Source organism: Flavobacterium cheniae (assembly GCF_004363695.1).
GTDB classification, from domain to species: domain Bacteria; phylum Bacteroidota; class Bacteroidia; order Flavobacteriales; family Flavobacteriaceae; genus Flavobacterium; species Flavobacterium cheniae.
The window spans coordinates 888,778-914,754 of record NZ_SNZC01000001.1 but is presented as its reverse complement, the minus strand read 5'-3'; the positions used below and the strand labels follow the sequence as shown (position 1 = coordinate 914,754).

The window sequence follows — 25,977 nt, the reverse complement described above, 5'->3', positions numbered from 1 at the left end:
GCTACAAAGATATGAAAGACGAAGAAGAAGATAACATCATTCCAAACGAAGACGAAAATTTCGACAATCAAGACCAATCCACAAACGAGGAAGGTTTTGAAGATATTCGTGTTTCAACGGGACATCATTTTTACGAAAACAACGAAAACCCAGAAGACACCATTACCAAAGTTACAGGAATGTACAAAGATTGGTTTTTGGACTACGCTTCGTATGTAATTCTAGAACGTGCAGTTCCAGCGATTGAAGACGGTTTTAAACCGGTGCAACGTCGTATTATGCACTCCATGAAAGAGTTAGATGATGGTCGTTACAATAAAGTGGCGAATATCGTGGGTCATACCATGCAGTATCACCCTCACGGAGATGCGAGTATTGGTGACGCCATGGTGCAAATTGGGCAAAAAGACCTAATTATCGATATGCAAGGAAACTGGGGAAATATCTTAACAGGTGATAGTGCCGCAGCTTCCCGTTACATCGAAGCCAGAATTTCAAAATTTGGTCACGATGTATTGTATTCACCAAAAATCACCGAATGGGGAATGTCATACGATGGTCGTCGTGCCGAACCGATTAATCTTCCGGTAAAGTTTCCTTTGTTGTTAGCACAAGGTGCCGAAGGTATTGCCGTAGGTTTATCGACCAAAGTGTTACCTCACAATTTTAACGAATTAATAGATTCTTCTATCAAAATATTAAAAGGAAAACCTTTTACCTTATTTCCCGATTTTCCAACCGCAGGTATTGCTGATGTTTCCAATTATAATGATGGATTACGTGGCGGTCGTGTGCGTGTGCGTGCAAAAATTGGGCAGTTAGACAAACAAACTTTGGTGATTACCCAAATTCCGTTTTCAACCAATACGTCAACATTGATTGATAGTATTTTGAAAGCCAACGAAAAAGGGAAAATAAAAATCAAGAAAATTGAAGATAACACAGCTGCTGAGGTTGAAATTTTAATTCATTTGCCAGCTGGTGTTTCACCTGATAAAACTATTGATGCGTTATATGCGTTCACGGCTTGTGAAACTTCAGTAGCGCCATTAGGATGTGTTATTGAAAACCACAAACCGTTGTTTATTGGGGTTTCTGATATGTTGAAAATTTCGACCAACAGAACGGTTGATTTGCTGAAACGCGAATTAGAAATTCAGTTGGACGAATTAGAAAATAAATGGCATTTCTCTACGTTAGAAAAGATTTTCATTCGTGAAGAAATGTATATCGACTTCAAATTGTATTCCGACAGAGAATCGTTGTACAAATACATGTATGACCGATTTGAACCGTTTTTAAAATCATTTGTTCGAGAAATTAACGACGATGATTTGCAAAAATTAACGCAAATTCCAATGATTCGTATTACACGTTTCGACTCGGATAAAGCGGATGAAGCGATTTCGAAATTGGAAGCAGAAATGGAACAAGTCAAGTTTCATTTAGATCATATTATTGATTATACGATTGATTTCTTCCAAAGACTAAAAGACAAATACGGAAAAGGGCGCGAACGCCAAACCGAATTAAGAAGTTTTGATAATATTGAGGCTACGAAAGTGGTTTTACGAAACACAAAACTTTATGTAAATCGTGAAGAAGGTTTCTTTGGAACAGGTTTAAAGAAAGATGAATACGTTGCGGATTGTTCAGACATTGATGATGTAATTGTTTTCCTTCGCGATGGAAAAATGATGGTAGCGAAAGTAGATGATAAAAAATTCGTAGGAAAAGATATTATTCACATCGCTGTTTTTGATAAAAACGACAAACGAACCATTTACAACATGATGTATCGTGATGGTAAAAACGGTTCAACTTTTATCAAACGTTTCAATGTTTCAGGTGTAACTCGTGATAAATTTTACGATTTAACACAAGAAAAACCAGGTTCAATGGTGTCGTATTTCTCTGCTAATCCAAATGGAGAAGCTGAAGTTGTTACGATTTTATTACGTCAAGTAGGAAGCGTGAAAAAACTGAAATGGGATGTTGATTTCTCGGATATTGCTATCAAAGGAAGAGCTTCTCGTGGCAATACGGTGACCAAATATCCAATCAAAAAAATCGAGTTAAAAGAGAAAGGTATTTCAACTTTACGACCTCGAAAAGTTTGGTTTGATGATACGGTACAACGTTTAAATGTAGATGGAAGAGGCGAGTTGTTAGGCGAATTCCGTCCAAATGATCGCTTGTTGATTGTAAACCAATCCGGAAAACTAAAAACCATTATTCCAGAATTGACAACGCATTTCGACGAAGATATGATTGTATTGGAAAAATGGAATCCAAATAAACCAGTTTCTTGTATTTATTACTGTGGCGAAAAAGACAGATATTTTGTGAAGCGTTTCTTAGTTGAAAACGAAAACAAAGAGGAAATTTTTATCACCGAACACGAGAAATCGCAATTAGAAATTGTTTCTACTGATTGGCGTCCGGTTGCTGAGGTTATTTTTGCCAAAGTAAAAGGTATTCAAAAAGAAAATCAAATAGTTGATTTAGAGCAATTTATTTCGGTAAAAGGCATAAAAGCTTTGGGTAACCAATTAACTACTGACAAGCTGAAACAAATCAATTTGTTAGATCCATTACCTTATGAAGAAATTTTGGAAGAACCTGAAGCGCAACAAGAAGCTACTGATGAAAGTGAAGGTGCTGATATAACCGATTTCAACATAGAATTAGATGACGACGGACAGATAACACTTTCCTTAGAATAACCATAACCTGCGAGACTATTTTTGTCTTGCAGGTTTTTTTTGAAACATGATTTTTGTCGTGTTTTTTTCAACCAAATAATACTAATTTCGAATACCAATTATAACACAACAACTAATGTCAAATTTTCCATCAGACATTGAAATTGCGCAAAATGCAACGATGTCTCACATAAAAGAAATCGCAAAAAAAATCAATATTGAAGAAGACGATTTAGAATATTATGGCAAGTACAAAGCCAAATTACCTTTACACTTACAACAAGAAAATCCTAAAGGAAAACTAATTTTAGTTTCTGCTATGTCTCCAACTAAATATGGTGAAGGAAAAACTACCATGTCGATTGGTTTGACAGATGGTTTGAATTATATCGGTAAAAAAGCAATTGCCGTTTTACGCGAACCTTCATTAGGACCTGTTTTCGGTTTAAAAGGTGGAGCAGCTGGCGGTGGTTATGTTCAAGTATTGCCGATGGAAGACATCAATTTGCATTTTACTGGCGATTTTTCGGCAATTGAAAAAGCGAATAACTTGTTATCGGCAGTGATTGATAACAACTTGCAAAACACGAAATATTCATTAAATCTGGATCCAAAATCAATCGCGTGGAAACGTGTGATGGATATGAACGACCGTTCACTACGTCAGATTATTATTGGTGTTGGAGCGAAAGCTAATGGAACCATGCGTGAAGATGGTTTCAATATCACACCTGCTTCGGAAGTGATGGCGATTTTATGTTTGGCAAAAGATTTAGAAGATTTAAAATTCCGTTTAGGAAATATATTCGTTGGAAAAACGTTAGATGGAAAAGCTATTTTCGCTAGAGATTTAAATGTAGTAGGAGCGATGGCAACTTTATTAAAAGATGCGATTAAGCCCAACTTAGTACAAACTATCGACGGAAATCCAGCAATTTTGCATGGCGGACCTTTTGCAAGTATTGCACAAGGAACTAACACAGCAATTGCAACCAAAATGGGATTGTCACTTGGCGATTACGTAGTAACAGAAGCTGGTTTTGGTGCTGATTTAGGAGCAGAGAAGTTTCTACACATCAAATGTGAACAAAGTGGTTTGAAACCGGATGCTGTTGTTTTAGTAGCAACAATAAGAGCTATTAAACATCATGCAGGATTAGCCGCAGAAGATTTCAAAACTGAAAATGTAAGTGCGATTGAAAAAGGTTTCTGTAATTTAGAAAAGCATATTGAAAACATTCAAAAATTTGGCATTAATCCAGTGGTTTGTGTGAATGCTTTTCCAGATGATACACAAGCTGAATACAATAAACTAATTGAGTTATGTGCTACAAAAGGAGTTACTGCCATAGTAAGCACAGCTTTTGTTCATGGTGGAAAAGGTTCGGCGGAAGTGGCTGAAAAAGTGGTAGAAGAAATTAATAAAGGAAATGCCAATTACAAACCTTTATACCAACCTTCGGACAGTATTGAGCATAAAATAAATACGGTTGCTAAAGAAATTTATGGAGCGAATTCAGTAGAGTTTTCTCCAAAATCAAAATCACAGTTAAAAATGATTAACGATTTAGGTTTTAGTCATTTTTCGGTTTGTATGGCTAAAACACCAGCGAGTTTTTCAGACAATGAAAAGTTAATTGGTCGCCCAACGAATTTTGATATTACCGTTCGAGAATTTGAAATCGCAAGTGGCGCTGGATTTATTGTGCCGTTGTTAGGTGAAGTAATGCGAATGCCAGGTTTACCAGCTATTCCTAATGCGGAACGAATTGATATTGATAATAATGGTGTAATTACAGGATTGTCTTAACACATATATTCTATAAATAAAAATGTCCCGATATTTTCGGGACATTTTTTATGTAATAATTTGTAATTAATTTTTCTTACGCATTTTCATATTGATGAATTCAACGCCTAGTGAGAAAGCAATTGCAAAATACAAATAACCTTTTGGAACAGCTCCAACGTGTTGTCCTGCTAATTCAGCGTGTGATAAGTGCATACTTTCTGTAATTAGCATGAATCCGATTAAGATTAAGAATGCTAATCCTAGGATTTGAATCGAAGGATTTGCATTTACGAAATTCCCAACAGGAACAGCAAACAACATCATAATTCCTACAGAAATTACTACTGCGGTAATCATAATTACTAATGCGCCTTCTACACCATTTGTCATACCAACAGCTGTTAAGATACTATCAACGGAGAATATTAAGTCGATTAAAAGAATTTGCACAATTACACTAGCAAATGATTTGGTTGCCGAAGTTTTTAATTCTTTTTCTTCTTCTCCTTTATGATCTACTTTTTCATGGATTTCTTTAGTACTTTTATAAATTAAGAACAAACCTCCTAACAATAAAATCATAGCTTGTCCAGTAATTTCGGCTGAGAACCATCCAAAATCAAAGCTAAACCATGGCGCTTTCATAGCAATTAAAATGGTGATTCCAAAAAGCAAAGCAATACGCATGAACATAGCTAAGAATAATCCGATTCGGGTTGCTCTTTTACGTTTTTCTTGAGGTAATTTTCCGGTAACAATCGAAATAAAAATGATGTTATCGATACCTAAAATGATTTCTAAGAAGGTTAAGGTTAACAATGCTATCCAAGCATCTGGGTTTAAGAAAACTTCCATTTATTTAGTGTTTTAAATTGTATTTTACGTTGGTTACTTCAGTTTTGTTACAGTTCCGCGCTGTTTTTTTGAGTCGCCAACGAAAGAATATTCAAAAGTGTATGAATCTGAGTCAGTTGTCAAAATTTTCATTTGAACTGGTTTTTTCTCTTCTCGGTTTTTTGGATTCGTATTTTGAATAATGTATTCGCAATCATTAGTCCATCTAACTTTAAAAGTATCTATTTTTCCTTCGTAGCTTTCTATTTGAATAGAATCGTTGCGTTCAAAAGTACTGGTGTATTTTTTACCTTCAATTTCTGTTTCTGAAGTAAATTTTCCGGTTTTAAAATCAGTACAATTGCGTTCTTGATTGTAGCAAGAAGTTAGCAATGTAAGTAGTAATAAACTACAAATAGAATATTGTATTTTGAATTTCATATTTGATTTTTGAAATTGTTATTGCCCTTGTTTATCTCCATCAAACATACTTTTTACCAAGGTAGTAATGCCTTTAAAAATTAAAAACATAGCCGCTAGAGCAATTATGATTCCTAATCCTAAAACATAAGGATATAATGGACTCTCTTGATTTTTAAAAGCACTATTGATAATTATGGGGCCAAGAAATAATAAAGGTAAAGCACCTGAAAGATATTTTACTCCTTTTGCTAATATGTTTTTATCAGTTGCCATTAGAAATTAATTCGAAGTCCAACTCCATTAGAATTATTTACAATATTTAGTTCGAAATTATCGCCTAATGTTTTATTTTGCTCTTTTAATCCTGCATTATAAATATCTACACTTTCTTGCACCATTTTCTTTCTTCCTGATAAAATTGGGATCGAAACAGCCATTAATCCAACACCGGCATATGTAATTACTGTTGGGTATTTTTTATCGTCTGATGTTAATCCCATTACTAAATCGGCAACAGTTCCTCCAATTCCTAATCCTAAAATAAAGCCTCCAATGGATTCTTTCGATTTTGCTTTTTTGAATAAATGCAATGCTTTTAAATCGGTTTTCATTAGGTTCTTGGTTTCAAAAGAAGATAATTGTTCTCCATCTTGAAAGATTTTACCATCTGTGTACTCTAATTTTTGAGCAAAAGATATTGAAAAACCGAATATTGCTACGATTAAAAATAATTGTTTCATAGTATGTTTATTTGATATTATTGTAAAAATCTACGGCATTTCTAACACTTCCATGCGTGTTTAATAATTGATTAGCTTCTTCATAACTTACCGGAATTTCCTCCATAATCATTCTCGTACCTCTATCAATTAATTTGGTATTGCTCAATTGCATGTCGACCATTTTATTGCCTTTTACCTTACCCAACTGAATCATAGTTGCAGTCGAAATCATATTCAAAACCAACTTCTGAGCCGTTCCAGCTTTCATACGAGAACTTCCTGTTACGAATTCTGGTCCAACCACCACATCAATCGGAAATTTAGCAGTTTTAGATAGCGGACTTTCTGCATTACAACTAATACTTCCAGTGCTGATATTATTTTGATTACACATTTCTAATCCACCAATCACATAAGGCGTTGTTCCTGAAGCTGCAATTCCAACTACAACATCATTTTCATTTATATTCCATTGTTGTAAATCTTTCCAAGCTTGTTCACGATCGTCTTCGGCAAATTCTACTGCTTTTCTGATGGCAGTGTCGCCACCCGCAATAATTCCGATAACTAAATCAAACGGAACACCAAAAGTAGGCGGACATTCCGAAGCATCAACAATTCCTAAACGCCCCGAAGTTCCTGCTCCAATGTAAAATAAACGACCACCATGTTTCATTTTAGAAACGATTTCAGTCACTAAAGTTTCAATTTGAGGCAAAGCTTTTTCTACGGCTAACGGTACGGTTTTATCTTCATTGTTGATATTCGTCAACAAATCAGTGACCGACATTTTTTCTAAATGCTCGTATTTGGAAGCTTGTTCAGTGGTTTTAGTAAAGTTCATGCGATTATTTTAAAACATGATGGGCTAAAACATTTTGCACATCATACACATTAACTGATTTATTAAATTGTTTCACGATACTCGGATTAGCTTCACTAGAAACCCAAATTTTCAATTCGGCTTCTAAGTCAAAAGTGCCTGCCGTTTCAACGCTGAAACGTGAAATGCTTTTGTAAGTAATGGATTTATATTCAATTTTGCTACCTGTAATTCCTTGTTTTTCAACTAGAATTAATCGTTTATTGGTGAAAATAAAAGTATCTCGGATTAGTTTAAAACCCAATTCGATTTCTTCACCCGTGATTAATAATTTGCCATAATCTTTCACTAAAGTTTCTTGATTTACAGTACCTGCATTGCCAAGTAGCGCAGAAAATAATCCCATATCAAATGTTTTAAATGTTCTTCAAATTTAATTAAAAACTACTTATGTTTTAAGCCTTTTAAATTTTTAATGCGAATGCCCCATTTCAATAATGTAAGCCAATACAAAACCAAAGACAATCATGGTAATTTTTGCCAAATTGAATTTGTGGCCTTCGTTACTTTCAAAAATAATAGTAGACGAAATATGAAATAAAATCCCAACTACCACAGCCGAAATTTCCTTTGAGTAATGTTGTGCAAAATGCATTTGTTCTGCTAATAAAGTTCCAAGCGGCGTCATTAATGCGAATGAAAACATAAAAGCAAAAATCATCATTTTATTCATCTTCGCATTTACGAAAAACAAGGTCAAAATAATGGCAATAGGGAAGTGGTGAACCGCAATTCCATAAGCTAAATTGTTGTTTTCGTGAATTGGGAAACCTTCTAACAAGGCGTGAATACACAAACTAATAAACAACAACCACGGAATGTGATGCAATTCGTTATGCTCGTCAGTATGTACGTGAACGTGACCGTGTTCAGCACCTTTTGAGAAAAATTCCAATAAGATTTGGAATAAAATTCCAATCATAATGAAAACACCAACCGGTAACGTGGCATGTGTTTCTTCGCCTTCGTGAACGTGATTATGTCCTTCGCTAAATAATTCGGGAAGTAAGTGCAAAACAGTAAGCGATAATAAAAACGCACCACTAAATGCCAACAATAATTTGATGTTTTTTTTCTTTTGAGGTTTTAAAAACAAAGCGATTAAAAAACCTAAAATAACGGCTGAAAAGGTGATGATATATTGCATTATTTAAAAATCATAATTAAACGTTCTGATTGTGTTTTAAAGAATTTTCGCAATTTATAATCGCCAAAAATATCCAAAAGATAAATGCCGGCTTCTTCCATGATTTTCTCGAAATCTTCTAAGCGAAGTGCTTGTACTTTTTCGGTGAAATGAAACTTTTCGCCTTTATCTTCAAAATCAATTTCTTTGTAAATGTGTCCGTCTTTTAAGTAACGTTTGATGTGAAAATCAATTCCGTCTACCGATTTTACTTCATCGGCAACCAAATTTTCCAAAACATAATCCACATTCATAAAATCGATTACTGCAAAACCTGTTTCGGTTAAACTGTTGTGAATGGCTTTGATGGTTTTATAATTGTCGGCATCGTCTTCAAAATAGCCAAAACTGGTGAATAAATTGAAAATCGCATCGTACTTTTCGTTACACGTTTCGCGCATATCGTGCACTTTGAAATGCAGTTTCTCATTGGCAAATTCAGATGCTTCTTTAATACTGTTTTCAGATAAATCAGCACCTGTAACATCAAAGCCTAAAGAGTTTAAATAAATCGCATGACGCCCTTTTCCACAAGCTAAGTCTAAGATTTTAGCGTCTTCTGGAAGGTTTAAATAATGCGTTAAATTGTCCATTAACAATTGCGCTTCTTCGTCGTTGCGTTCCTTGTATAAAATGTGATAATATTCGGTATCAAACCAAGATTCGAACCAATTTTCTGATACAGGCTTTTGAATTTCTGACATTTATTCTTTTTCTGGCAAATTAATCTTGCAAATTTAGTGTATTTTTGCACGATAATTCAATTAATAAGAATATTGATTTCTAATTTCAGGAATCAAATTTAAAAATAATAGTAAGGAAAAGGAAATTACTATTTTAAAGAAAAGTAAATGGAAAATTATAAAATGACTGCCAAAACCTTCTTTGGTTTTGAAGAAATATTAGCTAGAGAATTGCAAATTCTTGGTGCGCAACAAGTGGAAATCGGTACACGTGTGGTGAGTTTTAAAGGCGATAAAGGATTTATGTACAAAGCCAATTTGGCACTTCGTACGGCTTTAAAAATCTTAAAACCTATCAAAACCTTTAAAGCCCATAACGATAAAGCCTTGTATGAAGGTATTAGAGCGATTGATTGGTCGGATTATTTGACTGAACACAATACGTTTTTAGTAGAAACTACTTTGCATTCTGAAAACTTCAATCACAGTCAGTTTGTGGCTTTAAAAACTAAAGATGCGATTGTGGATCAATTTAGAGATTTGAACGGCAAGCGTCCAAGTATCGATAAAGATTTCCCAGATTTACAAATTCATGTACACATTGATAGAGATAATGTAACGGTTTCGTTAGATTCTTCAGGCGCTTCGTTGCACCATAGAGGTTACAGAACGGCTACGAATATTGCTCCAATAAACGAAGTTTTAGCAGCAGGAATGTTGATTTTATCGGGTTGGGAAGGAAAGAGTCATTTCTTAGATCCAATGTGTGGTTCGGGAACTATTTTGGCAGAAGCTGCAATGATTGCTTGTAACGTACCAGCGAATATTAATCGTAAGGAATTTGGTTTTGAGAAATGGAAAGATTGGGACGCGGAATTGTTTGATAACATTATGGAATCGTTATTAAAGAAAACACGCGAATTTCATTACACGATTACAGGCTATGACAAAGCGCCAAGTGCGGTTTCAAAAGCAAAAGACAATGTTAGAAATGCCAATTTAGACGAATATATTACCATTACCAATGAAAACTTCTTCGATTCTAAAAAAGAAACAGAAGGACCATTACACATGGTGTTCAATCCGCCTTATGGTGAGCGTTTGGATATTGATATGGAGCGTTTTTACAGAGAAATTGGTGACACTTTAAAACAAAATTATCCAAATACCAACGCTTGGTTTATTACTGCGAATTTAGAAGCATTGAAATTCGTAGGCTTGAAACCAAGTAGAAAAATTAAACTTTTCAACGGAAAGCTTGAAGCACGTTTAGTGAAATACGAAATGTACGAAGGCAGTAAGAAAGGAAAGTATATGAATACTGAAGAGTAAAAGTAAAAAGTAAAAAGTAAAAAGTGAAAAGTGAAAAGTCATTTTTACAATTTAACAGTTCAACAATTTATCAATTAAACATTATAAACAATGAATAAAAAAGTAAAATCATTCTTATATAACTTCTTAGGATTTGTGGTGATTTATTTACCAACATTATATTTAGTGGACGAATTCACGCATTTGAATGGACTTTGGATTCCAATGACCGCTTTTATGGTAGCTTTAATTTTAGCACCTAAATTTCAAGCAATTAAAACCCACAACGGAGAAAAAATCTACATGAAGTGGTTTTTTATAAAGGGTGTGAAAGAAATAGAATAAAAAAATCCCGAGTGTGAGCTCGGGATTTTTGTTTTTTTTATTTTGTGTTCACGTGCGTTACGCTCGCGTTAGCTGGGTAAAATTTCATATGAAATGTAAACGTGAATTTACTGTAAAATTCGCAATCTTGCCAAACGCCTGTTAGTGGCAGTTTTTCTTGTTAATAATATTCATAATGTCCGTAGTGAAATTCTTGTGTTCGGCTCAAATAAAAATTATCTGAAATTAGTTTGTCTATTTCGTCAACAATTCGATTAAGGTTTTTATTTCGTTCCTCTTTTTCCTTTCCTAAAGTATTAAAGTCAATTTTACTTTCATCTTCTATAAGTTGTCTTAGCGATTTTATGTAAAGTTTTTTTTGCTCGGTGATGTCATAGGTTTTTTGGATTTCATTTTTCTCTTTTGGAAGAAGATAAATAGAATATTCAGCGTATCCTAAAATTCTCATTGCTTGATGTCCAAAGTATGTTCCACCATATTGAATCTGACCGAATAGTGAATTTACATTTGAGTATAGTTCAATAAGTTTCTTACGTTGTTGTGCATATTTGTCAATGCCGTTTCTTTGTTTTAAAAAATAAGCATATAATGCATAATAAGTGTCTTGTCCAACTTCACTTCCAAATTCTTCTCTATCATTATCATTAAAATATAACTGGTCAGGATTGTTAGGATATTTTTCAAAAAACTCGGGATGCTTGCCTATAATTTGGTTAAATTCTTCTTTTGCAAACTTTAGCGTTTCTCCAATTTCAGTATTAATATAAACAGTGTCTTTTTTTGTGTAGTGTTTCGAATTGTCTATTTGATGCTTTAATACAATATCATTATTTGTTTCAATAACAGATTTATCAATCTTTTTAGACTGATTATTACAACTTATTGTTGCTAGAAAAAATATGTAAAGAAGGTATTTCATAAAATTGCCACTAACGTTCCGCCGCTTCTCGTCAGTTGCGAACTGCGGAACGAATTACTTTCTGTTAAAGATAAAAATTATTGCGAAACGTAAACGTGAACTTACCACAAAATTCGCAATTGCGAGAAACGGCTGTTAGCCGTTCGGTTTTTCTATTTCCAGTAACTTTTCGTCAAACCAAACATCTTCATAGCCACTTTCTGTTATTAGAAATCTGTAGCCTTCATCAAGCCCTAAATAATCAATTAGTTTTGGTTTTTTCTGCATTAAATGTTCCGCGCAAATTGGTTTGAAAAAATTCTCGTCTTCAGAATATTCTCCACTCCAAATGAACCAGCAAACTTCTCCTTTTTTGGCTTTGTGTCTTAATCCATTCAATGTTTCTAAATCCAGATTTTCTGAAATTCCAATATTTAAAGTTTTATTTATCGGTTTCCAATTTGAGCCATACTTTTCACAAATTTCTTTTTGGCTTTCAATATGAAAATTCCAGCTGTTGTAAATAATTAATTCGTCAATATCATTTTCCAGCCTGTTTTTCCAAAGCTTCATATTAACTTTATTAATTGGAAAATTTATTTCTTCATTATCCCATTCAAAAAGAGTGTCTGAGATAACTTCGTCGTCCCATTCCATTTCATCGGACATGATTGCATTAAAAGCAAATACTGTTAAATCATTTGAGCTGATTTCATCATTCAGAAATTTGTCGCATAATTCGATTAGTTGCTTTCTTTCGACATTCATATTTTCTGTTTTATTGTGGCGTTCTCAAAACTGACGGCTAACTTGTTTATATGTATGACGCAGTCATACATATCTGTCTGTTTTTGGGTAGATATGTATGATAAACATCATACTTTTTTTGTTTTATCAAATATAATAAAATAGTTACAACATTATAAATATCACTCATAAAAAAAGCGCCACTTTCGTAACGCTTCGTTTATTATTTTTTCTCGGTTGTGGTTTTGTTTTTCTTGTAAATTGGGATGAAATAACTTTGCGAGTAATTAAAAAGCAAGCTTTATTTGTTGTAAAATAGTACTGTAATTGGTAACCTTGTTTATGATAAATTTAGATTAACTATAAAAAGTATTTTTTTTAATTTTTTAAGGAAAATTCTTAAAGAAAGGTTTTGTGCTTGTGAAATTTAGTAATAATTTTACATCGTTTTTGTTAATCAATAATTACTGTAATGACATTCCAGAAAAAGCTATTTGCACTACTAATTTTACTTTTAAGTTTTCAGTTAAAAGCCCAAATTACAATTAATAATACCATTTATACTCCAAATCAATTAATTAATGGAGTTTTAGTTCCTCCAATGAGTGGTGTTACGATTTCCAATGTAGCTTACAGAGGTGTTTATGGCGATAATAGCAAATATCAAGTAGGTTATTTTTCAACCGCTACAACAACTTTAAGCCAGATGGGTTTTGCTAATGGAATTGTTTTAACCACTGGAAAAACCTCAGATATTCCAGCACCACTTGGGACGCCTACAACTCCACCTCCTTTGATGGATGAGTTTTATGCTGACTGTACTCCTGGATTAGTACAACAAGATGGAACATGTTCTACTTTTGTTAATGATTTAGCCGTATTAGCAGATGCTCAAGGGTATTATAATGCCACAATTTTAGAGTTTGACTTTGTAACTGTTCATACTTCAGTTACTTTTAGATATGTTTTTGGTTCTGAAGAGTATAATAACGGTGTTGATTCCAATTATCAATGTACCGAATTCAATGATAAATTTGGATTTTTAATTAGTGGCCCTGGTATTTCAGGAGGTCAAGGTTTTAGTAATGATGCTAGAAATATGGCTATTTTACCAAATGGTTCTCAGGTTTCTATTAATTCTGTAAATGATGGCGTTATCGGTCCTGATGGAGATTCTTCCGCTTGTTTGCTTTCCAATCCTAATTGGGTTCAAAATGTAGTTTCACCTGAATTTTCGGGAAGAATTGATGGAACGCATTTAAATGGTAATACTCAGATTTTAACCGCTTCTCAATCTAATTTAACACCAGGACAAACGTATCATATTAAGTTAATTATTACTGATGTTTCCGACGGAAGTTTAGATAGTGTTGTTTATTTAGAAGGAGGTAGTTTTACTCCTCAACAATGTGATGCTGGTGTAAATCAATCGATTTGCAATTCTACATCTACAAATTTAGCGGCAAATTCACCTGCAACTGGAACTTGGAGTGTTGTTTCTGGAACTGGAAATTTCACATCGAATACTTCTCCTAATACACAAGTAAGTGGATTGTCAGCAGGAGCAAATGTTTTTAGATGGACATCAAGTGATTTGAGTTGTTTTGATGATGTTACAATTACAGTCAATACTTCACCGGTAGTGCCAATTGTTAATGTTACTTCACCAACATGTACATCAAATGGCTCAGCTACTATAACCAATTATGTAACAGGTCAAACTTATACTTTCAATCCTGCAGGTCCAACAGTCGCTTCAACTGGCGTGATTTCAGGAATGCTATTTGGAACACCTTACACTCTTACTACTGGAAACGGAAGTTGTGCTTCAGCAAATACAACTCCATTTAGTGTAAATTCGATTTTACCTATACCAGCCGCTCCAATTGTTAGCGTAACGGCACCAACATGTTCAGCAAACGGATTTAGTACTATCACTAATTATAATGCAACTTTAAATTATACTTTTAACCCATTAGGACCTACTATTAATTCTTCGGGAATAATTCAAGGAATGGTTTTAGGAACTAGTTATGAAGTAACAAGTACTAATTCATCATTATGTACTTCAGCAGTTTCAAATAGTTTTGTTAATAATCCAATGTTACTAGTTCCAGCTGTTCCATTAGTATCAGTTACTGCTCCTACGTGTTTAGCGAATGGATTTGCAAGGATTACCAATTATGTAGCAGGTCAAAGTTATATTTTTGACCCAGTAGGACCTTCAGTTGATGCATCTGGACTAATTTCTGGAATGACATTTGGGACATCTTATTTTGTTTCGGCAGGAAATGGAAGTTGTGCATCTGCAAATTCTACTTCTTTTGTAATAGCGCAACAATTACCTTTGCCAACAATAGTTAGCGTTACTAATAACGGACCAATATGTTCAGGTTCAACAGTAAGTTTTACTATAAATGCAAGTCCAAATACACAAGTAAGTTATTCGATTGATGGAAATCCTGCCCAAACCGTTGCAATTGATGCTTTAGGTGAAGGAGTTGTGAATGTTTCAGGAATAACAAGTAGTACAACATTAAGTACAATTAGTGTTTTTGATGGAATTTGTTCGTCGAATGTCGTGTTGAGTTCTACCGCTAATTTGTTTGCGGACACCACTATAACATTGGTTTCAGCAGCTAGTACAGCAAATCAATCAAGATGTGCAGATACGACAATTGATCCAATTCAATATCAAGTTACTGGCACTGCAACAGGTGTTTCTGTTTTAGGATTGCCAGCAGGAATTACACACAGTTATGATGCTACAACTGGTTTGTTAACTATTTCTGGCGCTACAAATGTAGCTGGAGTATCAAGTTATTCCATTGTAACTACAGGTGGTTGTAATCCACAAGCAACAGCTTCGGGAACCATTACAATTACAGGACGTCCTGTTTTAACTTACACAGTAACTAATTCTATTTGTGATGGAAGCCCTTTAGATTTTGTTTTAAGTAGTAATTTACCAAATACGACATTTATATGGAGTGCTACCATATCTAATGTTTCAGGAACTTTCGTAACTAATGGAGATGAGTCGAATATTAATCAAATAGTCACACTTAATAATTCTGAGACTATTGGAACTGTTACTGTTAAAATTACACCTTATGCTAACGGATGTTTAGGTGATGAATCTGAAGCGATTACGATTACTATTAATCCAAACCCAGTTGTAGAAATAGTAGCCGTTACAGATACTTCTGTGTGTTCAGCAACAAATGGTAATAATAATGTTCATGTTGAAATTTCAGGTAATATTAGTGGAATTACTTATAATTGGACTGCTATTACAAATGGTGTAACTGTTGTAGGAGGAACGACTTCAGGAACAATTACTGCTATATCAACCACAACAGGTTTTGATTTACAAGTAATTACAAGCGATCCACTTGTAGCAGGAACAATTTATTTTGAAGTATCTGCCGTTAAAAATGTATGTGTTGGAAATACGCTTCAAAGCGCAATTGTAACGGTGAATCCAAATCCAGGAATTGCTGTTCCATCACCAGATAAAACCATTTGTAGTGGACAACCTACCAATTTAATGATTGATGTGTCGCCCTTGATAGCAGGAACAGAAATAGAATGGGAAGTATTAACGGTAGTGAATGTATCAGGAGCCAATATAGGTTCAGGAATTGCACCACAGCCTATTAATGATGTTTTAACCTCTACCCAAGGTGGATATGTAATTTACCGAGTTCGAACAAGTCTAGGCGAGTGTGAGGGTAGTTATACCGATTATAGAGTGAATGTAAATCCAGCACCATTACCAAAATTAGTAGATGGTAATATTTGTATTACATCTGATGGAGAAGTTTATCAAACCTACACTTTAAATACAGGTTTAAATGATATTGATTATGACTTTGAATGGTTTGATAGTAATGGAGATACCATTCCAGGTGAAATAAATGCAACATTAGTAGTTGATGAAGCAGGCACTTATAGTGTTATAGCTACAAATTGGTTAACAGGTTGTTCATCATCAATGGTTACAGCTACAGTAAGTGAAACAATGCCAGCAACTTCAATGACAGTAGTTCAAAGTGAATATTTTAGTGATAATGCTACTATTACCGTAACAGTTCCAGATGGAACCGGAACCTTACTATATTCGTTAGATGAAGGTTCGTTACAATCTTCTAATGTATTTACAGGTGTAAGTACAGGGCAACATTTAGTAACCATTCTTGATACAGAAGGTTGTACATTTATGACACAAATAGTTACTATAATTGATTATCCAAATTACTTCACACCAAATGGAGATGGAATAAACGATACATGGAATATTATCGGACTGAACCAACCAGGAGCTAAGTTGTACATTTTTGACCGTTATGGTAAATTGTTAAAACAGTTAAGTGCTACTGATGATAGCGAAGGTTGGGATGGAACGTATAACCAAGAACTACTTCCATCAACCGATTATTGGTTCTCATTAGATTATACAGAAAATGGAGTTGCAAAACAATTTAAAGCACACTTCTCTTTGAAGAGATAAAACAATAAAAAAGGCAGTCTTAATGACTGCCTTTTTTATATATCATATTAATTTTTTATTATTGAAAGGACCATTAATAAAATTGATAACCTAATCCTATTTTTAATAAATTTACATTTGTATTGTATTTTGTTCTAGGAATTTCATCTCCAACATTAAGTACTATGTAATCATATTGAATTTGAACAAAAACATTTTTTAAAACCTTGTATTTTAAACCAATATTAAAATCAATCCCACTTTGTGTGTCACTTTCATTGCTAATATCAAATCCATTGTTGCTTCCTTTGTAATTAAAAATCATTGAGGTATATCCTATGCCAATAAAAGGTTGGAATTTTTGAATATTAAATTCACCAAATATTTTAGGTTGAAGCATATAGTTGGTTACTTTATAATCTTGAAAGTAACTTTTATTATCAAAGTATAAAACACCTGCGTTAAATGCTACCCCAACATTGATAACTTTTGAATTAATGAAACGGTATTTTACTCCAACATCAACGATGCTTTTATAATTTTCTGCAATAAAATTATTGTCAAAAGGTATTGGGTAATTTAATTCTACACTAAGTTTTGAATTTTGGCTGAATAAATTTAAACTGAATAATGTAGTAAGAACTAGAAATTTAATTTTCATTTTATTTTTTCTCAGTTGTAGTTTTGTTTTTCTTGTAAATCGGTATAAAGTAACTCAAGGTGTAGTTAAATCCTGCTCCAAATTTTCCGTCATACGTTCGGTTGTAACCAGGTATGAAAAGGTTGTCAAAATTATCTGGTTTTTTGTTGGATACCAAATAGTTCAATCGTACCGAAAAACCCATATAAAGGTTATTAAATAACTCAGCTTTGATACCACCTACAACTTCTAACCAACTTGCATTTAAGCCATCGAATTCTGCTCCTGAAATTATGGTGTTTTCTCCATAATAGTTCGTTGGGTCATAAATGGTGTAGCTGTTTAAAGTTTGGCTAAAACTACTAACTCCATATCGCATTCCGGCGTAAATCATGTTTTCCATGTCGAGCCAGTTTTCAAACGAATTGTAATCAAAACCTACTTTAAAATATGTTCCTTTTGTGGTGAAGTTCAAGCGGTCGTCGTCAACGGTTTTGTCTTCGTTTCCAATTTCACCTGCTATGTAAAAACGCTTGGTTAAACGATAATCTCCTACCACTTCAAAACCTCTATAGTCTTTTTCGTAAAACGAACGCGCTATTTTGTGTAAATCAACTCCCACGCGCAAACCATAGCGTTCAGGATACATAACTTTTGCAGTGTCTTTAGTTTGTGCATTTCCTAATAACGAAATACAAACCAAGCTCAGACTAAAAATAAATTTTAACATGTACTTCATTTTCGGTTTCTATATTAGGTTGCATTACTTCAATGTTTTGAATCCAATATCCTGTTGCAGGAAAAACACTTGGATTGTTTGCTGTTAAGCTGAAAATTGTTTTATAACCACAAGCGCGAGAAATGTAAATTTCATCTCTATCATACGTAAATGAAATTACATCATTGTTTTCAGAAGCATCTCCGTAATTGAATTTAAAATCAAACTCAGAAATATTGGCGAATGTTTTCAATGGAATTGCGATTTTATTTCCATTTGTTAAATATCTAGCTTCATTTGTTTCATCTAAAGTTTCATTAAAAACAACACCTTCGTTTGTTCCAAATTCTTCAACCCTAAGATTTGTAACATTCTTCAAAACGGTAGGATTGGCAGCATCGTAAAACTCAATAATTACTCTTGGTGTAGTTGGAGTTCCTTCGGCACAAATATCATCTTTTTCGCAGTTCCAAAATGAAAGCGCTAAAAGTAAGGATAGGGTTATAAAAACTATTTTTTTCATAATTTATCTTTTTTCTAAAAGAACCACGTTTTCCACATGATGCGTTTGCGGAAACATATCCACAGGACGAACACGAACTACTTTGTATTTTTCGTCCATTAATGCTAAGTCACGGGCTTGTGTTGCCGAATTACAGCTTACATACACAATTTTTGGTACATCTGTTTTTAATAACATTTCTACCACATCTTTATGCATTCCATCTCTTGGTGGATCGGTGATGATAACGTCGGGTTGTCCGTGTTGGTTGATGAATTCGTCATTGAATACATTTTTCATATCACCTACATAAAACTCACAATTCGTAATGTTATTGCGTGTTGCATTGGCTTTTGCATCTATAATCGCTTCTGGAACAGCTTCTACACCAATTACTTTCTTCGCTTTTTTCGATACGAATTGCGCAATAGTTCCAGTTCCTGTATATAAATCGTAAACGGTTTCGTTTCCGGTTAATCCAGCAAATTCTCTAGTAATTTTGTACAATTCATACGCTTGATCCGAATTGGTTTGATAGAATGATTTCGCATTAATACTAAAATGCAAGCCTTCCATTTCTTCCAAAATATAATCGCGACCTTTGAACAAAATAATGTCTTGGTCATACAACGTATCATTCAATTTTTGATTGATAACATATTGTAACGAAGTGATTTGTGGAAAACGCTCTGCTAAGAAGTTCATCATCAATTCGATTCCGTTTTTATCGTTTTCATAAAACTGAATCAGCACCATAAGTTCTCCGGTTGAAGCAGTTCGAATCATCAACGTTCGCAACAAACCTTCCACAGCTCTAGCATTGAAGAATGTTAGATTGTTTTCGTTTGCAAAACGTTTGATTTCGTTACGAATTTCGTTCGATGGATCTTCTTGTAAATGACATTTCTCAATATCTAAAATCTTATCCCACATTCTAGGAATATGAAATCCTAATGCATTTTTATTATCAAATTCAGTTCCCGATTGAATTTCGGCATCGGTCATCCAACGCGCATTCGAGAAACCAAATTCCATTTTATTTCTGTAGAATAATTGTTTTTCTGAACCTAAAATTGGCTCGAATTCTGGTAATTCAATCTTACCAATTCGTTTTAAATTATTATAAACTTCCTGATTTTTATAGAACAATTGTTGGCTGTACTTCATGTTTTGCCATTTGCAACCACCACAAGCACCAAAATGCTCACAAACCGGTTCAATTCTATGTTCTGAAAATTCGTGGATTTTTATAGCTTTACCTTCGTAGTAGGCTTTTCTTTTCTTCATGGTTTGTACGTCTACCACATCTCCTGGTACTACATTTGGAAGAAATATTACTTTGCCATCAGGAGCTTTTGCTACCGATACACCTTTTGCACCTGCATCAAGGATTTTTACGTTTTCGAATACGATTTTGTCTGTTTTCTTTTTTCCCATGAGGCAAAAATAAGAATTGTTAGGAGGATTTGATAGGATTTTTTCGTTTTCTACTATTTTTAAAATCAATTTGATTGAATCCAATGGTTTTAATCGTAAATTAGCTAAAATGTTTTTGAATTATGAGAAGCAATAAAACTTTTATAAGTGCTATTTCAAATATTGAATTTCCTCTACAAGATCAGGTTTTTGGAAAAACCATACGAACCTCTATTTTAAACCTAATTTTAGAAGATTATCCCAATTTTGACGTGAATGATTCTATTTCTATACAAGAATTGAATGTGTATCGTGAAAAATACATTTCAAAATACTTGCAAACCGAAATTAGAGAACTTTCTAATCTTGAGAAAGATGTCATCAAATCATTAGGAGACGATACTTCATTTGTAGCCAAAATAGAAGATGAAGCAGATACTAGGAACTACGGACAAATAGTGGCTGATAAAGTGGCATCTTTTGGCGGAAGTTGGACTTTTATTATTTCTTTTTTTATTTTTATTACCATTTGGATTACTTCCAATGTAATTATTTTTACGAACAAAGAATTTGATCCGTATCCATTCATTTTATTGAATTTGATTTTGTCTTGTATTGCAGCATTACAAGCACCTGTCATTATGATGAGTCAAAACCGTCAGGAAGAAAAAGACCGTGTACGTGCCAAGAAAGATTACATGATTAATTTGAAATCAGAACTAGAAATTAGAATGTTAGATGATAAAATTGATCATTTAGTTATGCACCAACAACAAGAGTTAATTGAGATTCAAAAGATACAAATCGAAATGATGAACGATATTTTGAACCGAATTAAATAGGAAATTCTATTTTTGCATCAAATTACACCAAATGAAAACCCATTTAGCCTTACTACGCGGAATTAATGTTTCCGGACATAACATGATAAAAATGGACGTTTTGAAATCGCTTTTAGAAAATGCTGGATTTCAAAATGTACGTACTTATATTCAATCGGGCAATGTTTTTGTGGATTCGGAAGAAGAACATGGCGCGAGTGTTGGTTTTAAAATCAAACAAGAAATTTTCAAAGAATTAGGTTTGGAAGTTCCTGTGGTGGTTATTGGTAAAGAAGATTTGGAAGCATGTTTCAAAAACAATTCTTATCTAAAAGAGAAAGAGTGCGATACTAAGAAGTTGTACGTTGCTTTTATTTCTAAAGAATTGTCAAGTGGCGCTTTAAATGATTTAAAAATAAGTCAATTCAAACCTGATGAAGCCGCAATTGATAAAAGTAGAATTTACATCAAATACGCTGTTGGAGCTGGAAAAACCAGATTGGATCAAAAATATATTGAGAAAAAATTAAACGTTGTCGCCACAATTAGAAATTGGAATACGGTTACGACGTTGTTGGAAATGTTTGAATAGTTGATGGATGATGGGTGATGGGTGATTTTTTCCATCTTCCAACAAAATTTACTACTTTTGTAATCGGTTGATTTCTCACCAGTAAGAAGGAATTGCGATGTAACAATCAATAACAAAATTTTATGTCAGTTTTAGAAAAAATGAGTTCGGCTGAAGCTATTGCATTAGAAGATAAGTACGGTGCACACAATTATCATCCACTACCAGTAGTTTTGAGTAGAGGAGAAGGAGTTTATGTTTGGGATGTAGAAGGTAAGAAATATTACGATTTTCTTTCGGCTTATTCTGCGGTAAATCAAGGACATTGTCATCCAAAAATTGTGGGTGCAATGGTGCAACAAGCCCAAACTTTAACGTTAACATCAAGAGCATTTTACAATGATAAATTAGGGGTTTACGAACAATTTGTAACGAACTATTTCGGATTTGATAAAGTATTACCAATGAACACGGGAGCTGAAGCAGTAGAAACCGCTTTAAAATTGTGTAGAAAATGGGCATACGAGAAAAAAGGAATCAACGAAAACGAAGCACAAATTATCGTTTGTGATGGTAACTTCCACGGAAGAACGACTACGATTATTTCATTCTCAAATGATGAAAACGCACGTAAAAACTTCGGACCTTATACTGCAGGATTTATTAGCATTCCTTACGATGATATTGAAGCTTTAGAAAAAGCAGTAAATTCATCAAAAAACATTGCAGGATTCTTAGTAGAACCTATTCAAGGGGAAGCTGGAGTTTACACACCATCAGAAGATTTTCTTAAAAGAGCAAAAGCAATTTGTGAAGCAAATAACGTTTTATTCATCGCTGACGAAGTGCAAACAGGTATTGCAAGAACGGGTTCTTTATTAGCCGTTTGTGGCAATTGTACTTGTGAAGCAAAATGTGAAAAACAAGCTACTTATACGCAACCAGATATTCTAATTTTAGGAAAAGCATTATCTGGTGGTGCTTATCCAGTTTCAGCTGTTTTGGCAAATGATAGCATTATGAATGTTATTAAACCAGGACAACATGGTTCTACTTTTGGAGGAAATCCGGTGGCGGCTGCGGTTGCTATGGCGGCTTTAGAAGTAGTTTCGGAAGAAAGCTTGTCCCAAAATGCTAGAAAATTAGGAAAAATATTCCGTGAGGAATTAGCAAAGTTTATCGAGACTTCTAACATTGCTACTTTAGTAAGAGGAAAAGGTTTGTTGAATGCTGTTGTAATTAACGATACCGAAGAAAGTGACACCGCTTGGAATATTTGTGTACGTTTAGCAGAAAATGGTTTGTTAGCCAAACCAACACACGGAAACATCATTCGTTTTGCTCCGCCATTAGTAATGACAGAAGAGCAATTGAGAGACTGTGTTGCAATTATCATCAATACTTTAAAAGAGTTTGAAAAATAAAAAAGAAAATCCCAATTGAAAGATTGGGATTTTTTTATGTTTTAAAATAGCGAGTAGCCATAAACAGCTTTTTAACGTTTTGCAGCTACCCGAAGGGCGGGACTTTTACCACAAAACTTGATTTGAAAAACTAATGTTTGTTTAACCACAAAACTGTCTTTGGAACACGAACCCCCGCCTTTTGGGTAGGTGCTGTTAACAGTAGTTTTATTCTGTCCAAAATTCTCCAATTGAATATGTTTTTGCTTGTCCACTAATAATCACTCGATCTCCTTTGTCTTCACAATACAACTTGCCCAATCGTTCAGAAACTTGTTGAGCATAAATTTCTTTTTTATTTAGTCTTTTCGCCCAAAATGGAATTAAAGAACAATGTGCAGAACCTGTTACAGGGTCTTCTAAAATTGATGCTTGCGGTGTGAAAAATCTTGAAATGAAATCGCAATTGTCTCCAATTGCTGTTACAATTACACCTCCTGGGTCAAGATTTATTTGGTCGAATAATTGTCTGTCAATTTTTATGTTTCTAACTTCTGTTTCATTTTCATACACCAAAACATAGTCTCTTGATTTCAAAATTTCTTTCGGTTGAATATTTAAGGATTTTGAAATTGTCGGTGGTAAGATGTCGACAATAGGCATTCTTGATGGGAAGTTCATTTTATATTTTCCATTTTCAATTTTGACAATTAAGTCGCCACTTAAAGTTTCAAACACAATTTTATCTTTCTTATAGTCAAGAATTGTCGCTAAACTATGAGCAGTTGCAAGTGTAGCGTGACCGCACAAATCCATTTCAATTTCAGGCGTAAACCATCGTAAATGGATTTTTTCTCCTTTGTCAACAAAAAAAGCAGTTTCAGCAACTGCGTTTTCTTTTGCTATTTTCAACAAGATTTCGTCTGACAACCAATTGTCAAGTGGCACAACACAAGCAGGATTTCCTCCAAAAATTGTGTCCGTAAATGCGTCAATTTGATATATATTATGTTTCACTATGTTCTGTTTAAAATTACTGCTAACTCGTTTATATGTTTGACAAAATCAGACTTATCTACCCAATTTTGGGTGTATATATCTAACAAATGTTAGTTTCATCTTTGTTCAAAAATAATAAAAAAATCTTACAAATCATCAAAAGGTTTTCTACATTATCAGATTGTAACAAACAAAAAAAGCACCGATTTCTCAGTGCTTATTATATTATAAATGGAGTTAGTATTACATACCACCCATTTGTTTTTGGAATTCTTCCATAGTTGTTTTTGTGTATCCTTCACCAACTTTAAAAGCTTCTGCAGGAACTTCTTTTGAAAATTTAGTAGCTTTCATAACCATTTCTCCTTGAGCAGTTTGCGTTGTAATTTCTAAAGGGTAACCAGCAAGTTTTAATTTAGATTCTGTTGCACTTATTTGTGGTACAATTGCTTCAGTAATGTAGTAAGTACTTTTTGTACCATCATTCATATTTACAGTAGCTTTGTAACATTTAAAACCTGCAATTTCTTTTGTGTCTTTTTTATCGTAAACAATATCTTTTGCATTTTCTAAATTGGTAAGACCATTTGCGTTCTTTGAAGCTTCTTCTCCAGCATCAGTAATTTCATATTTCATACCCATTACTTCAACCGTCATTTTCGAATCTTTTTTATTCTCATTAGGAACGATTGTCTTCATCAACATCATACCACCCATCATACTCATATCGGTAGCTTGCGTTTTTTCATCAAAGTGAACTGTTATAGTACTTTCACCCATAGCCGCCATTTCTTCGCTAACATTAGGCATTGTCATACTGTAAGTTACAGAACCTTTTTTTAATTGTGTTTGAGCAGTAGCTGTAATTCCTACAAATAATAAGGCAGTTAATGCAATTTGTGTAAGTTTTTTCATTTGAATAGTTTGTTTGAATAATAATTGTAAATGTAATAAAATACTATTTCAATACAAATTCAAATCGAACATTTACTTTTTTGGTAACTTTTTTGCTAACCACACTTGGAATTTCAATGTCGAAATCGTCTGTATTGACAGTAAAGTCTGATACAATTTCTATGCCATCTTTTCCTTTTTTAATTTTTGCAGTAATGGCAATGTCTTTTGATTTTCCATGCAGTTCTAATTTGCCTTTAATGGTATAGTTGTTAGCAGTTGTCGTTAGTTTAGATAAGTCAAAATTCTCTATTTTTCCTTTAAAAGTTGCTTTGGGAAATTTGTCGCTTTCCACATAATTTTCATTAAAATGTTCTTCCATTAAAGCGACTTTAAATCGGAATCCCTTAAGTAAAGCTAAAGAGGCTATTTCACCTGTTTTCGTATTTAATACACAGGAAACACCTGAATTTTTGGCTTTTACTTGTTCAAATGAAGGTACCGAAGCTTCAAAAGTTATGGTTCCGGTTTTCGTAATTAATTTGTCTTGTGAAAAGCTGAGGCTACTAATTAAAAGTAAAGCCATAATTATTTTAGTTTTCATAATCTTAAAATTTAGTTATTGAGGAAAATCAGCATTTTGCCATGCTATGATAATGTTTATATCATTTTGAGATAATCTAGGACCACCAAGCGGCATGGCTCCAGATGTTCCTTCTGGTCTTGAAATTCGGTCAATTAAATTATTTAAAACCGAAGCCTTCACATTTTCGTAAGTAGTTAAAGAATTGGGCGCGCCAAAATTGGTTGGGTTTCCATGGCAATTCAAACAATTGTTTTGAATTATGGGTCTCACATCATTTTGATAACTTATTGATGTTGGAATTTCGGTTTCTGTTAAGTCGGAAACACTGTCTTCGCTACAACCCGAAAACGTTACTAAAATAAGAGCTAGAATTGGGAGTTTTTGTATCATTTTTTTCATTTTAAAA

Annotated in this window: 26 protein-coding genes; 8 read left to right on the top strand and 18 right to left on the bottom strand. The window is 33.7% G+C overall.

The window, feature by feature from the left end:
• Window positions 1–11 precede the first annotated feature (11 nt).
• The gene (locus C8D80_RS04435; RefSeq protein ID WP_133607776.1) at window positions 12–2,726 is read left to right on the top strand and encodes a DNA gyrase/topoisomerase IV subunit A; all 2,715 of its coding nucleotides are present in this window, start codon (window positions 12–14) and stop codon (window positions 2,724–2,726) included.
• A 115-nt stretch (window positions 2,727–2,841) separates the two neighbouring features.
• Entirely contained in the window at window positions 2,842–4,515 is a 1,674-nt protein-coding gene (locus tag C8D80_RS04430) for a formate--tetrahydrofolate ligase (RefSeq protein ID WP_133607774.1), read from the top strand.
• 66 nt (window positions 4,516–4,581) lie between these two features.
• Here C8D80_RS04430 and C8D80_RS04425 read toward each other — a convergent pair whose 3' ends face one another.
• From C8D80_RS04425 to C8D80_RS04390, 8 genes are all read right to left on the bottom strand, one after another.
• Complete coding sequence (locus C8D80_RS04425) at window positions 4,582–5,352, bottom strand: TerC family protein (protein WP_133607772.1); 771 nt, start codon at window positions 5,350–5,352, stop codon at window positions 4,582–4,584.
• Between the two features lie 33 nt (window positions 5,353–5,385).
• Entirely contained in the window at window positions 5,386–5,772 is a 387-nt protein-coding gene (locus C8D80_RS04420) for a DNA topoisomerase IV (protein ID WP_133607770.1), read from the bottom strand.
• 18 nt (window positions 5,773–5,790) lie between these two features.
• A complete protein-coding gene (locus tag C8D80_RS04415; protein ID WP_133607768.1) occupies window positions 5,791–6,027 on the bottom strand; it encodes a DUF6095 family protein in 237 nt (78 codons plus the stop codon).
• Window positions 6,027–6,494 (bottom strand): hypothetical protein, encoded by a 468-nt coding sequence (locus C8D80_RS04410; protein ID WP_133607766.1) that lies wholly within the window; start codon window positions 6,492–6,494, stop codon window positions 6,027–6,029. Before C8D80_RS04410 ends, C8D80_RS04415 begins: the two co-directional genes overlap by 1 nt.
• Before the next feature lie 7 nt (window positions 6,495–6,501).
• A complete protein-coding gene (gene murQ, locus C8D80_RS04405) occupies window positions 6,502–7,320 on the bottom strand; it encodes an N-acetylmuramic acid 6-phosphate etherase (protein ID WP_133607764.1) in 819 nt (272 codons plus the stop codon).
• A 4-nt stretch (window positions 7,321–7,324) separates the two neighbouring features.
• Window positions 7,325–7,705, bottom strand: a complete 381-nt coding sequence (locus C8D80_RS04400; RefSeq protein WP_133607762.1) for a PH domain-containing protein — start codon at window positions 7,703–7,705, stop codon at window positions 7,325–7,327.
• A 66-nt stretch (window positions 7,706–7,771) separates the two neighbouring features.
• Window positions 7,772–8,506 (bottom strand): ZIP family metal transporter, encoded by a 735-nt coding sequence (locus C8D80_RS04395; protein WP_133607760.1) that lies wholly within the window; start codon window positions 8,504–8,506, stop codon window positions 7,772–7,774.
• Entirely contained in the window at window positions 8,506–9,249 is a 744-nt protein-coding gene (locus C8D80_RS04390) for an SAM-dependent methyltransferase (RefSeq protein WP_133607758.1), read from the bottom strand. The genes C8D80_RS04395 and C8D80_RS04390 overlap by 1 nt, the downstream gene beginning before the upstream one ends.
• 147 nt (window positions 9,250–9,396) lie before the next feature.
• Here C8D80_RS04390 and C8D80_RS04385 point away from each other — a divergent pair, with 147 nt between their 5' ends.
• The gene (locus tag C8D80_RS04385) at window positions 9,397–10,560 is read left to right on the top strand and encodes a THUMP domain-containing class I SAM-dependent RNA methyltransferase (RefSeq protein ID WP_133607756.1); all 1,164 of its coding nucleotides are present in this window, start codon (window positions 9,397–9,399) and stop codon (window positions 10,558–10,560) included.
• A gap of 90 nt (window positions 10,561–10,650) precedes the next feature.
• Window positions 10,651–10,884: a hypothetical protein gene (locus C8D80_RS04380; RefSeq protein WP_133607754.1), complete on the top strand. Its 234-nt coding sequence runs from the start codon at window positions 10,651–10,653 to the stop codon at window positions 10,882–10,884.
• Window positions 10,885–11,044: 160 nt separating this feature from the next.
• Here C8D80_RS04380 and C8D80_RS04375 read toward each other — a convergent pair whose 3' ends face one another.
• Together C8D80_RS04375 and C8D80_RS04370 are read right to left on the bottom strand one after the other, a co-directional pair.
• A complete protein-coding gene (locus C8D80_RS04375; protein WP_133607752.1) occupies window positions 11,045–11,803 on the bottom strand; it encodes a hypothetical protein in 759 nt (252 codons plus the stop codon).
• A gap of 135 nt (window positions 11,804–11,938) precedes the next feature.
• Window positions 11,939–12,550, bottom strand: coding sequence for an immunity protein Imm33 domain-containing protein (locus tag C8D80_RS04370; RefSeq protein ID WP_133607750.1), 612 nt, complete (start codon window positions 12,548–12,550; stop codon window positions 11,939–11,941).
• Between the two features lie 451 nt (window positions 12,551–13,001).
• Here C8D80_RS04370 and C8D80_RS04365 point away from each other — a divergent pair, with 451 nt between their 5' ends.
• Window positions 13,002–17,042: a choice-of-anchor L domain-containing protein gene (locus tag C8D80_RS04365; protein WP_133607748.1), complete on the top strand. Its 4,041-nt coding sequence runs from the start codon at window positions 13,002–13,004 to the stop codon at window positions 17,040–17,042.
• Between the two features lie 73 nt (window positions 17,043–17,115).
• Here C8D80_RS04365 and C8D80_RS04360 read toward each other — a convergent pair whose 3' ends face one another.
• From C8D80_RS04360 to rlmD, 4 genes are read right to left on the bottom strand one after another with little or no spacing between them, the layout of a single operon-like run.
• Window positions 17,116–17,682 (bottom strand): outer membrane protein, encoded by a 567-nt coding sequence (locus C8D80_RS04360; protein ID WP_133607746.1) that lies wholly within the window; start codon window positions 17,680–17,682, stop codon window positions 17,116–17,118.
• Between the two features lies 1 nt (window position 17,683).
• Window positions 17,684–18,391 carry a DUF6048 family protein gene (locus C8D80_RS04355; RefSeq protein WP_133607744.1) on the bottom strand — a complete coding sequence of 236 codons (708 nt, stop codon included), beginning with the start codon at window positions 18,389–18,391 and terminating at the stop codon, window positions 17,684–17,686.
• Window positions 18,372–18,902: a DUF6452 family protein gene (locus C8D80_RS04350; protein WP_133607742.1), complete on the bottom strand. Its 531-nt coding sequence runs from the start codon at window positions 18,900–18,902 to the stop codon at window positions 18,372–18,374. Before C8D80_RS04350 ends, C8D80_RS04355 begins: the two co-directional genes overlap by 20 nt.
• Window positions 18,903–18,905: 3 nt before the next feature.
• A complete protein-coding gene (gene rlmD, locus C8D80_RS04345; RefSeq protein WP_133607740.1) occupies window positions 18,906–20,318 on the bottom strand; it encodes a 23S rRNA (uracil(1939)-C(5))-methyltransferase RlmD in 1,413 nt (470 codons plus the stop codon).
• Between the two features lie 122 nt (window positions 20,319–20,440).
• On the opposite strand from rlmD, the gene C8D80_RS04340 reads away from it, so the two are divergent.
• The 3 genes from C8D80_RS04340 to rocD all read left to right on the top strand — a co-directional run bounded on the left by C8D80_RS04340 (window position 20,441) and on the right by rocD (window position 23,113).
• Window positions 20,441–21,139, top strand: coding sequence for a DUF1003 domain-containing protein (locus C8D80_RS04340; protein ID WP_133607738.1), 699 nt, complete (start codon window positions 20,441–20,443; stop codon window positions 21,137–21,139).
• Between the two features lie 31 nt (window positions 21,140–21,170).
• Entirely contained in the window at window positions 21,171–21,710 is a 540-nt protein-coding gene (locus C8D80_RS04335; protein WP_133607736.1) for a DUF1697 domain-containing protein, read from the top strand.
• A gap of 122 nt (window positions 21,711–21,832) precedes the next feature.
• Window positions 21,833–23,113, top strand: coding sequence for an ornithine--oxo-acid transaminase (gene rocD, locus C8D80_RS04330; protein WP_133607734.1), 1,281 nt, complete (start codon window positions 21,833–21,835; stop codon window positions 23,111–23,113).
• Between the two features lie 207 nt (window positions 23,114–23,320).
• Here the strand turns inward: rocD and C8D80_RS04320 are convergent, their stop codons facing one another.
• The 4 genes from C8D80_RS04320 to C8D80_RS04305 all read right to left on the bottom strand — a co-directional run bounded on the left by C8D80_RS04320 (window position 23,321) and on the right by C8D80_RS04305 (window position 25,961).
• Window positions 23,321–24,109: a PhzF family phenazine biosynthesis protein gene (locus C8D80_RS04320; protein ID WP_133607730.1), complete on the bottom strand. Its 789-nt coding sequence runs from the start codon at window positions 24,107–24,109 to the stop codon at window positions 23,321–23,323.
• Window positions 24,110–24,334: 225 nt separating this feature from the next.
• Window positions 24,335–25,006 carry a hypothetical protein gene (locus C8D80_RS04315; RefSeq protein WP_133607728.1) on the bottom strand — a complete coding sequence of 224 codons (672 nt, stop codon included), beginning with the start codon at window positions 25,004–25,006 and terminating at the stop codon, window positions 24,335–24,337.
• A gap of 43 nt (window positions 25,007–25,049) precedes the next feature.
• Window positions 25,050–25,589, bottom strand: coding sequence for a YceI family protein (locus C8D80_RS04310; RefSeq protein ID WP_133607726.1), 540 nt, complete (start codon window positions 25,587–25,589; stop codon window positions 25,050–25,052).
• Between the two features lie 15 nt (window positions 25,590–25,604).
• A complete protein-coding gene (locus C8D80_RS04305) occupies window positions 25,605–25,961 on the bottom strand; it encodes a c-type cytochrome (protein ID WP_133607724.1) in 357 nt (118 codons plus the stop codon).
• Window positions 25,962–25,977 lie beyond the last annotated feature (16 nt).

Bases quoted from the DNA above. Each gene is read 5' to 3' on its own strand.
- C8D80_RS04435 (WP_133607776.1), top strand. From the start codon at position 12: ATGAAAGACGAAGAAGAAGATAACATCATTCCAAACGAAGACGAAAAT.
- C8D80_RS04430 (WP_133607774.1), top strand. From the start codon at position 2,842: ATGTCAAATTTTCCATCAGACATTGAAATTGCGCAAAATGCAACGATG.
- C8D80_RS04425 (WP_133607772.1), bottom strand. From the start codon at position 5,352: ATGGAAGTTTTCTTAAACCCAGATGCTTGGATAGCATTGTTAACCTTA.
- C8D80_RS04420 (WP_133607770.1), bottom strand. From the start codon at position 5,772: ATGAAATTCAAAATACAATATTCTATTTGTAGTTTATTACTACTTACA.
- C8D80_RS04415 (WP_133607768.1), bottom strand. From the start codon at position 6,027: ATGGCAACTGATAAAAACATATTAGCAAAAGGAGTAAAATATCTTTCA.
- C8D80_RS04410 (WP_133607766.1), bottom strand. From the start codon at position 6,494: ATGAAACAATTATTTTTAATCGTAGCAATATTCGGTTTTTCAATATCT.
- murQ (WP_133607764.1), bottom strand. From the start codon at position 7,320: ATGAACTTTACTAAAACCACTGAACAAGCTTCCAAATACGAGCATTTA.
- C8D80_RS04400 (WP_133607762.1), bottom strand. From the start codon at position 7,705: ATGGGATTATTTTCTGCGCTACTTGGCAATGCAGGTACTGTAAATCAA.
- C8D80_RS04395 (WP_133607760.1), bottom strand. From the start codon at position 8,506: ATGCAATATATCATCACCTTTTCAGCCGTTATTTTAGGTTTTTTAATC.
- C8D80_RS04390 (WP_133607758.1), bottom strand. From the start codon at position 9,249: ATGTCAGAAATTCAAAAGCCTGTATCAGAAAATTGGTTCGAATCTTGG.
- C8D80_RS04385 (WP_133607756.1), top strand. From the start codon at position 9,397: ATGGAAAATTATAAAATGACTGCCAAAACCTTCTTTGGTTTTGAAGAA.
- C8D80_RS04380 (WP_133607754.1), top strand. From the start codon at position 10,651: ATGAATAAAAAAGTAAAATCATTCTTATATAACTTCTTAGGATTTGTG.
- C8D80_RS04375 (WP_133607752.1), bottom strand. From the start codon at position 11,803: ATGAAATACCTTCTTTACATATTTTTTCTAGCAACAATAAGTTGTAAT.
- C8D80_RS04370 (WP_133607750.1), bottom strand. From the start codon at position 12,550: ATGAATGTCGAAAGAAAGCAACTAATCGAATTATGCGACAAATTTCTG.
- C8D80_RS04365 (WP_133607748.1), top strand. From the start codon at position 13,002: ATGACATTCCAGAAAAAGCTATTTGCACTACTAATTTTACTTTTAAGT.
- C8D80_RS04360 (WP_133607746.1), bottom strand. From the start codon at position 17,682: ATGAAAATTAAATTTCTAGTTCTTACTACATTATTCAGTTTAAATTTA.
- C8D80_RS04355 (WP_133607744.1), bottom strand. From the start codon at position 18,391: ATGTTAAAATTTATTTTTAGTCTGAGCTTGGTTTGTATTTCGTTATTA.
- C8D80_RS04350 (WP_133607742.1), bottom strand. From the start codon at position 18,902: ATGAAAAAAATAGTTTTTATAACCCTATCCTTACTTTTAGCGCTTTCA.
- rlmD (WP_133607740.1), bottom strand. From the start codon at position 20,318: ATGGGAAAAAAGAAAACAGACAAAATCGTATTCGAAAACGTAAAAATC.
- C8D80_RS04340 (WP_133607738.1), top strand. From the start codon at position 20,441: ATGAGAAGCAATAAAACTTTTATAAGTGCTATTTCAAATATTGAATTT.
- C8D80_RS04335 (WP_133607736.1), top strand. From the start codon at position 21,171: ATGAAAACCCATTTAGCCTTACTACGCGGAATTAATGTTTCCGGACAT.
- rocD (WP_133607734.1), top strand. From the start codon at position 21,833: ATGTCAGTTTTAGAAAAAATGAGTTCGGCTGAAGCTATTGCATTAGAA.
- C8D80_RS04315 (WP_133607728.1), bottom strand. From the start codon at position 25,006: ATGAAAAAACTTACACAAATTGCATTAACTGCCTTATTATTTGTAGGA.
- C8D80_RS04310 (WP_133607726.1), bottom strand. From the start codon at position 25,589: ATGAAAACTAAAATAATTATGGCTTTACTTTTAATTAGTAGCCTCAGC.
- C8D80_RS04305 (WP_133607724.1), bottom strand. From the start codon at position 25,961: ATGATACAAAAACTCCCAATTCTAGCTCTTATTTTAGTAACGTTTTCG.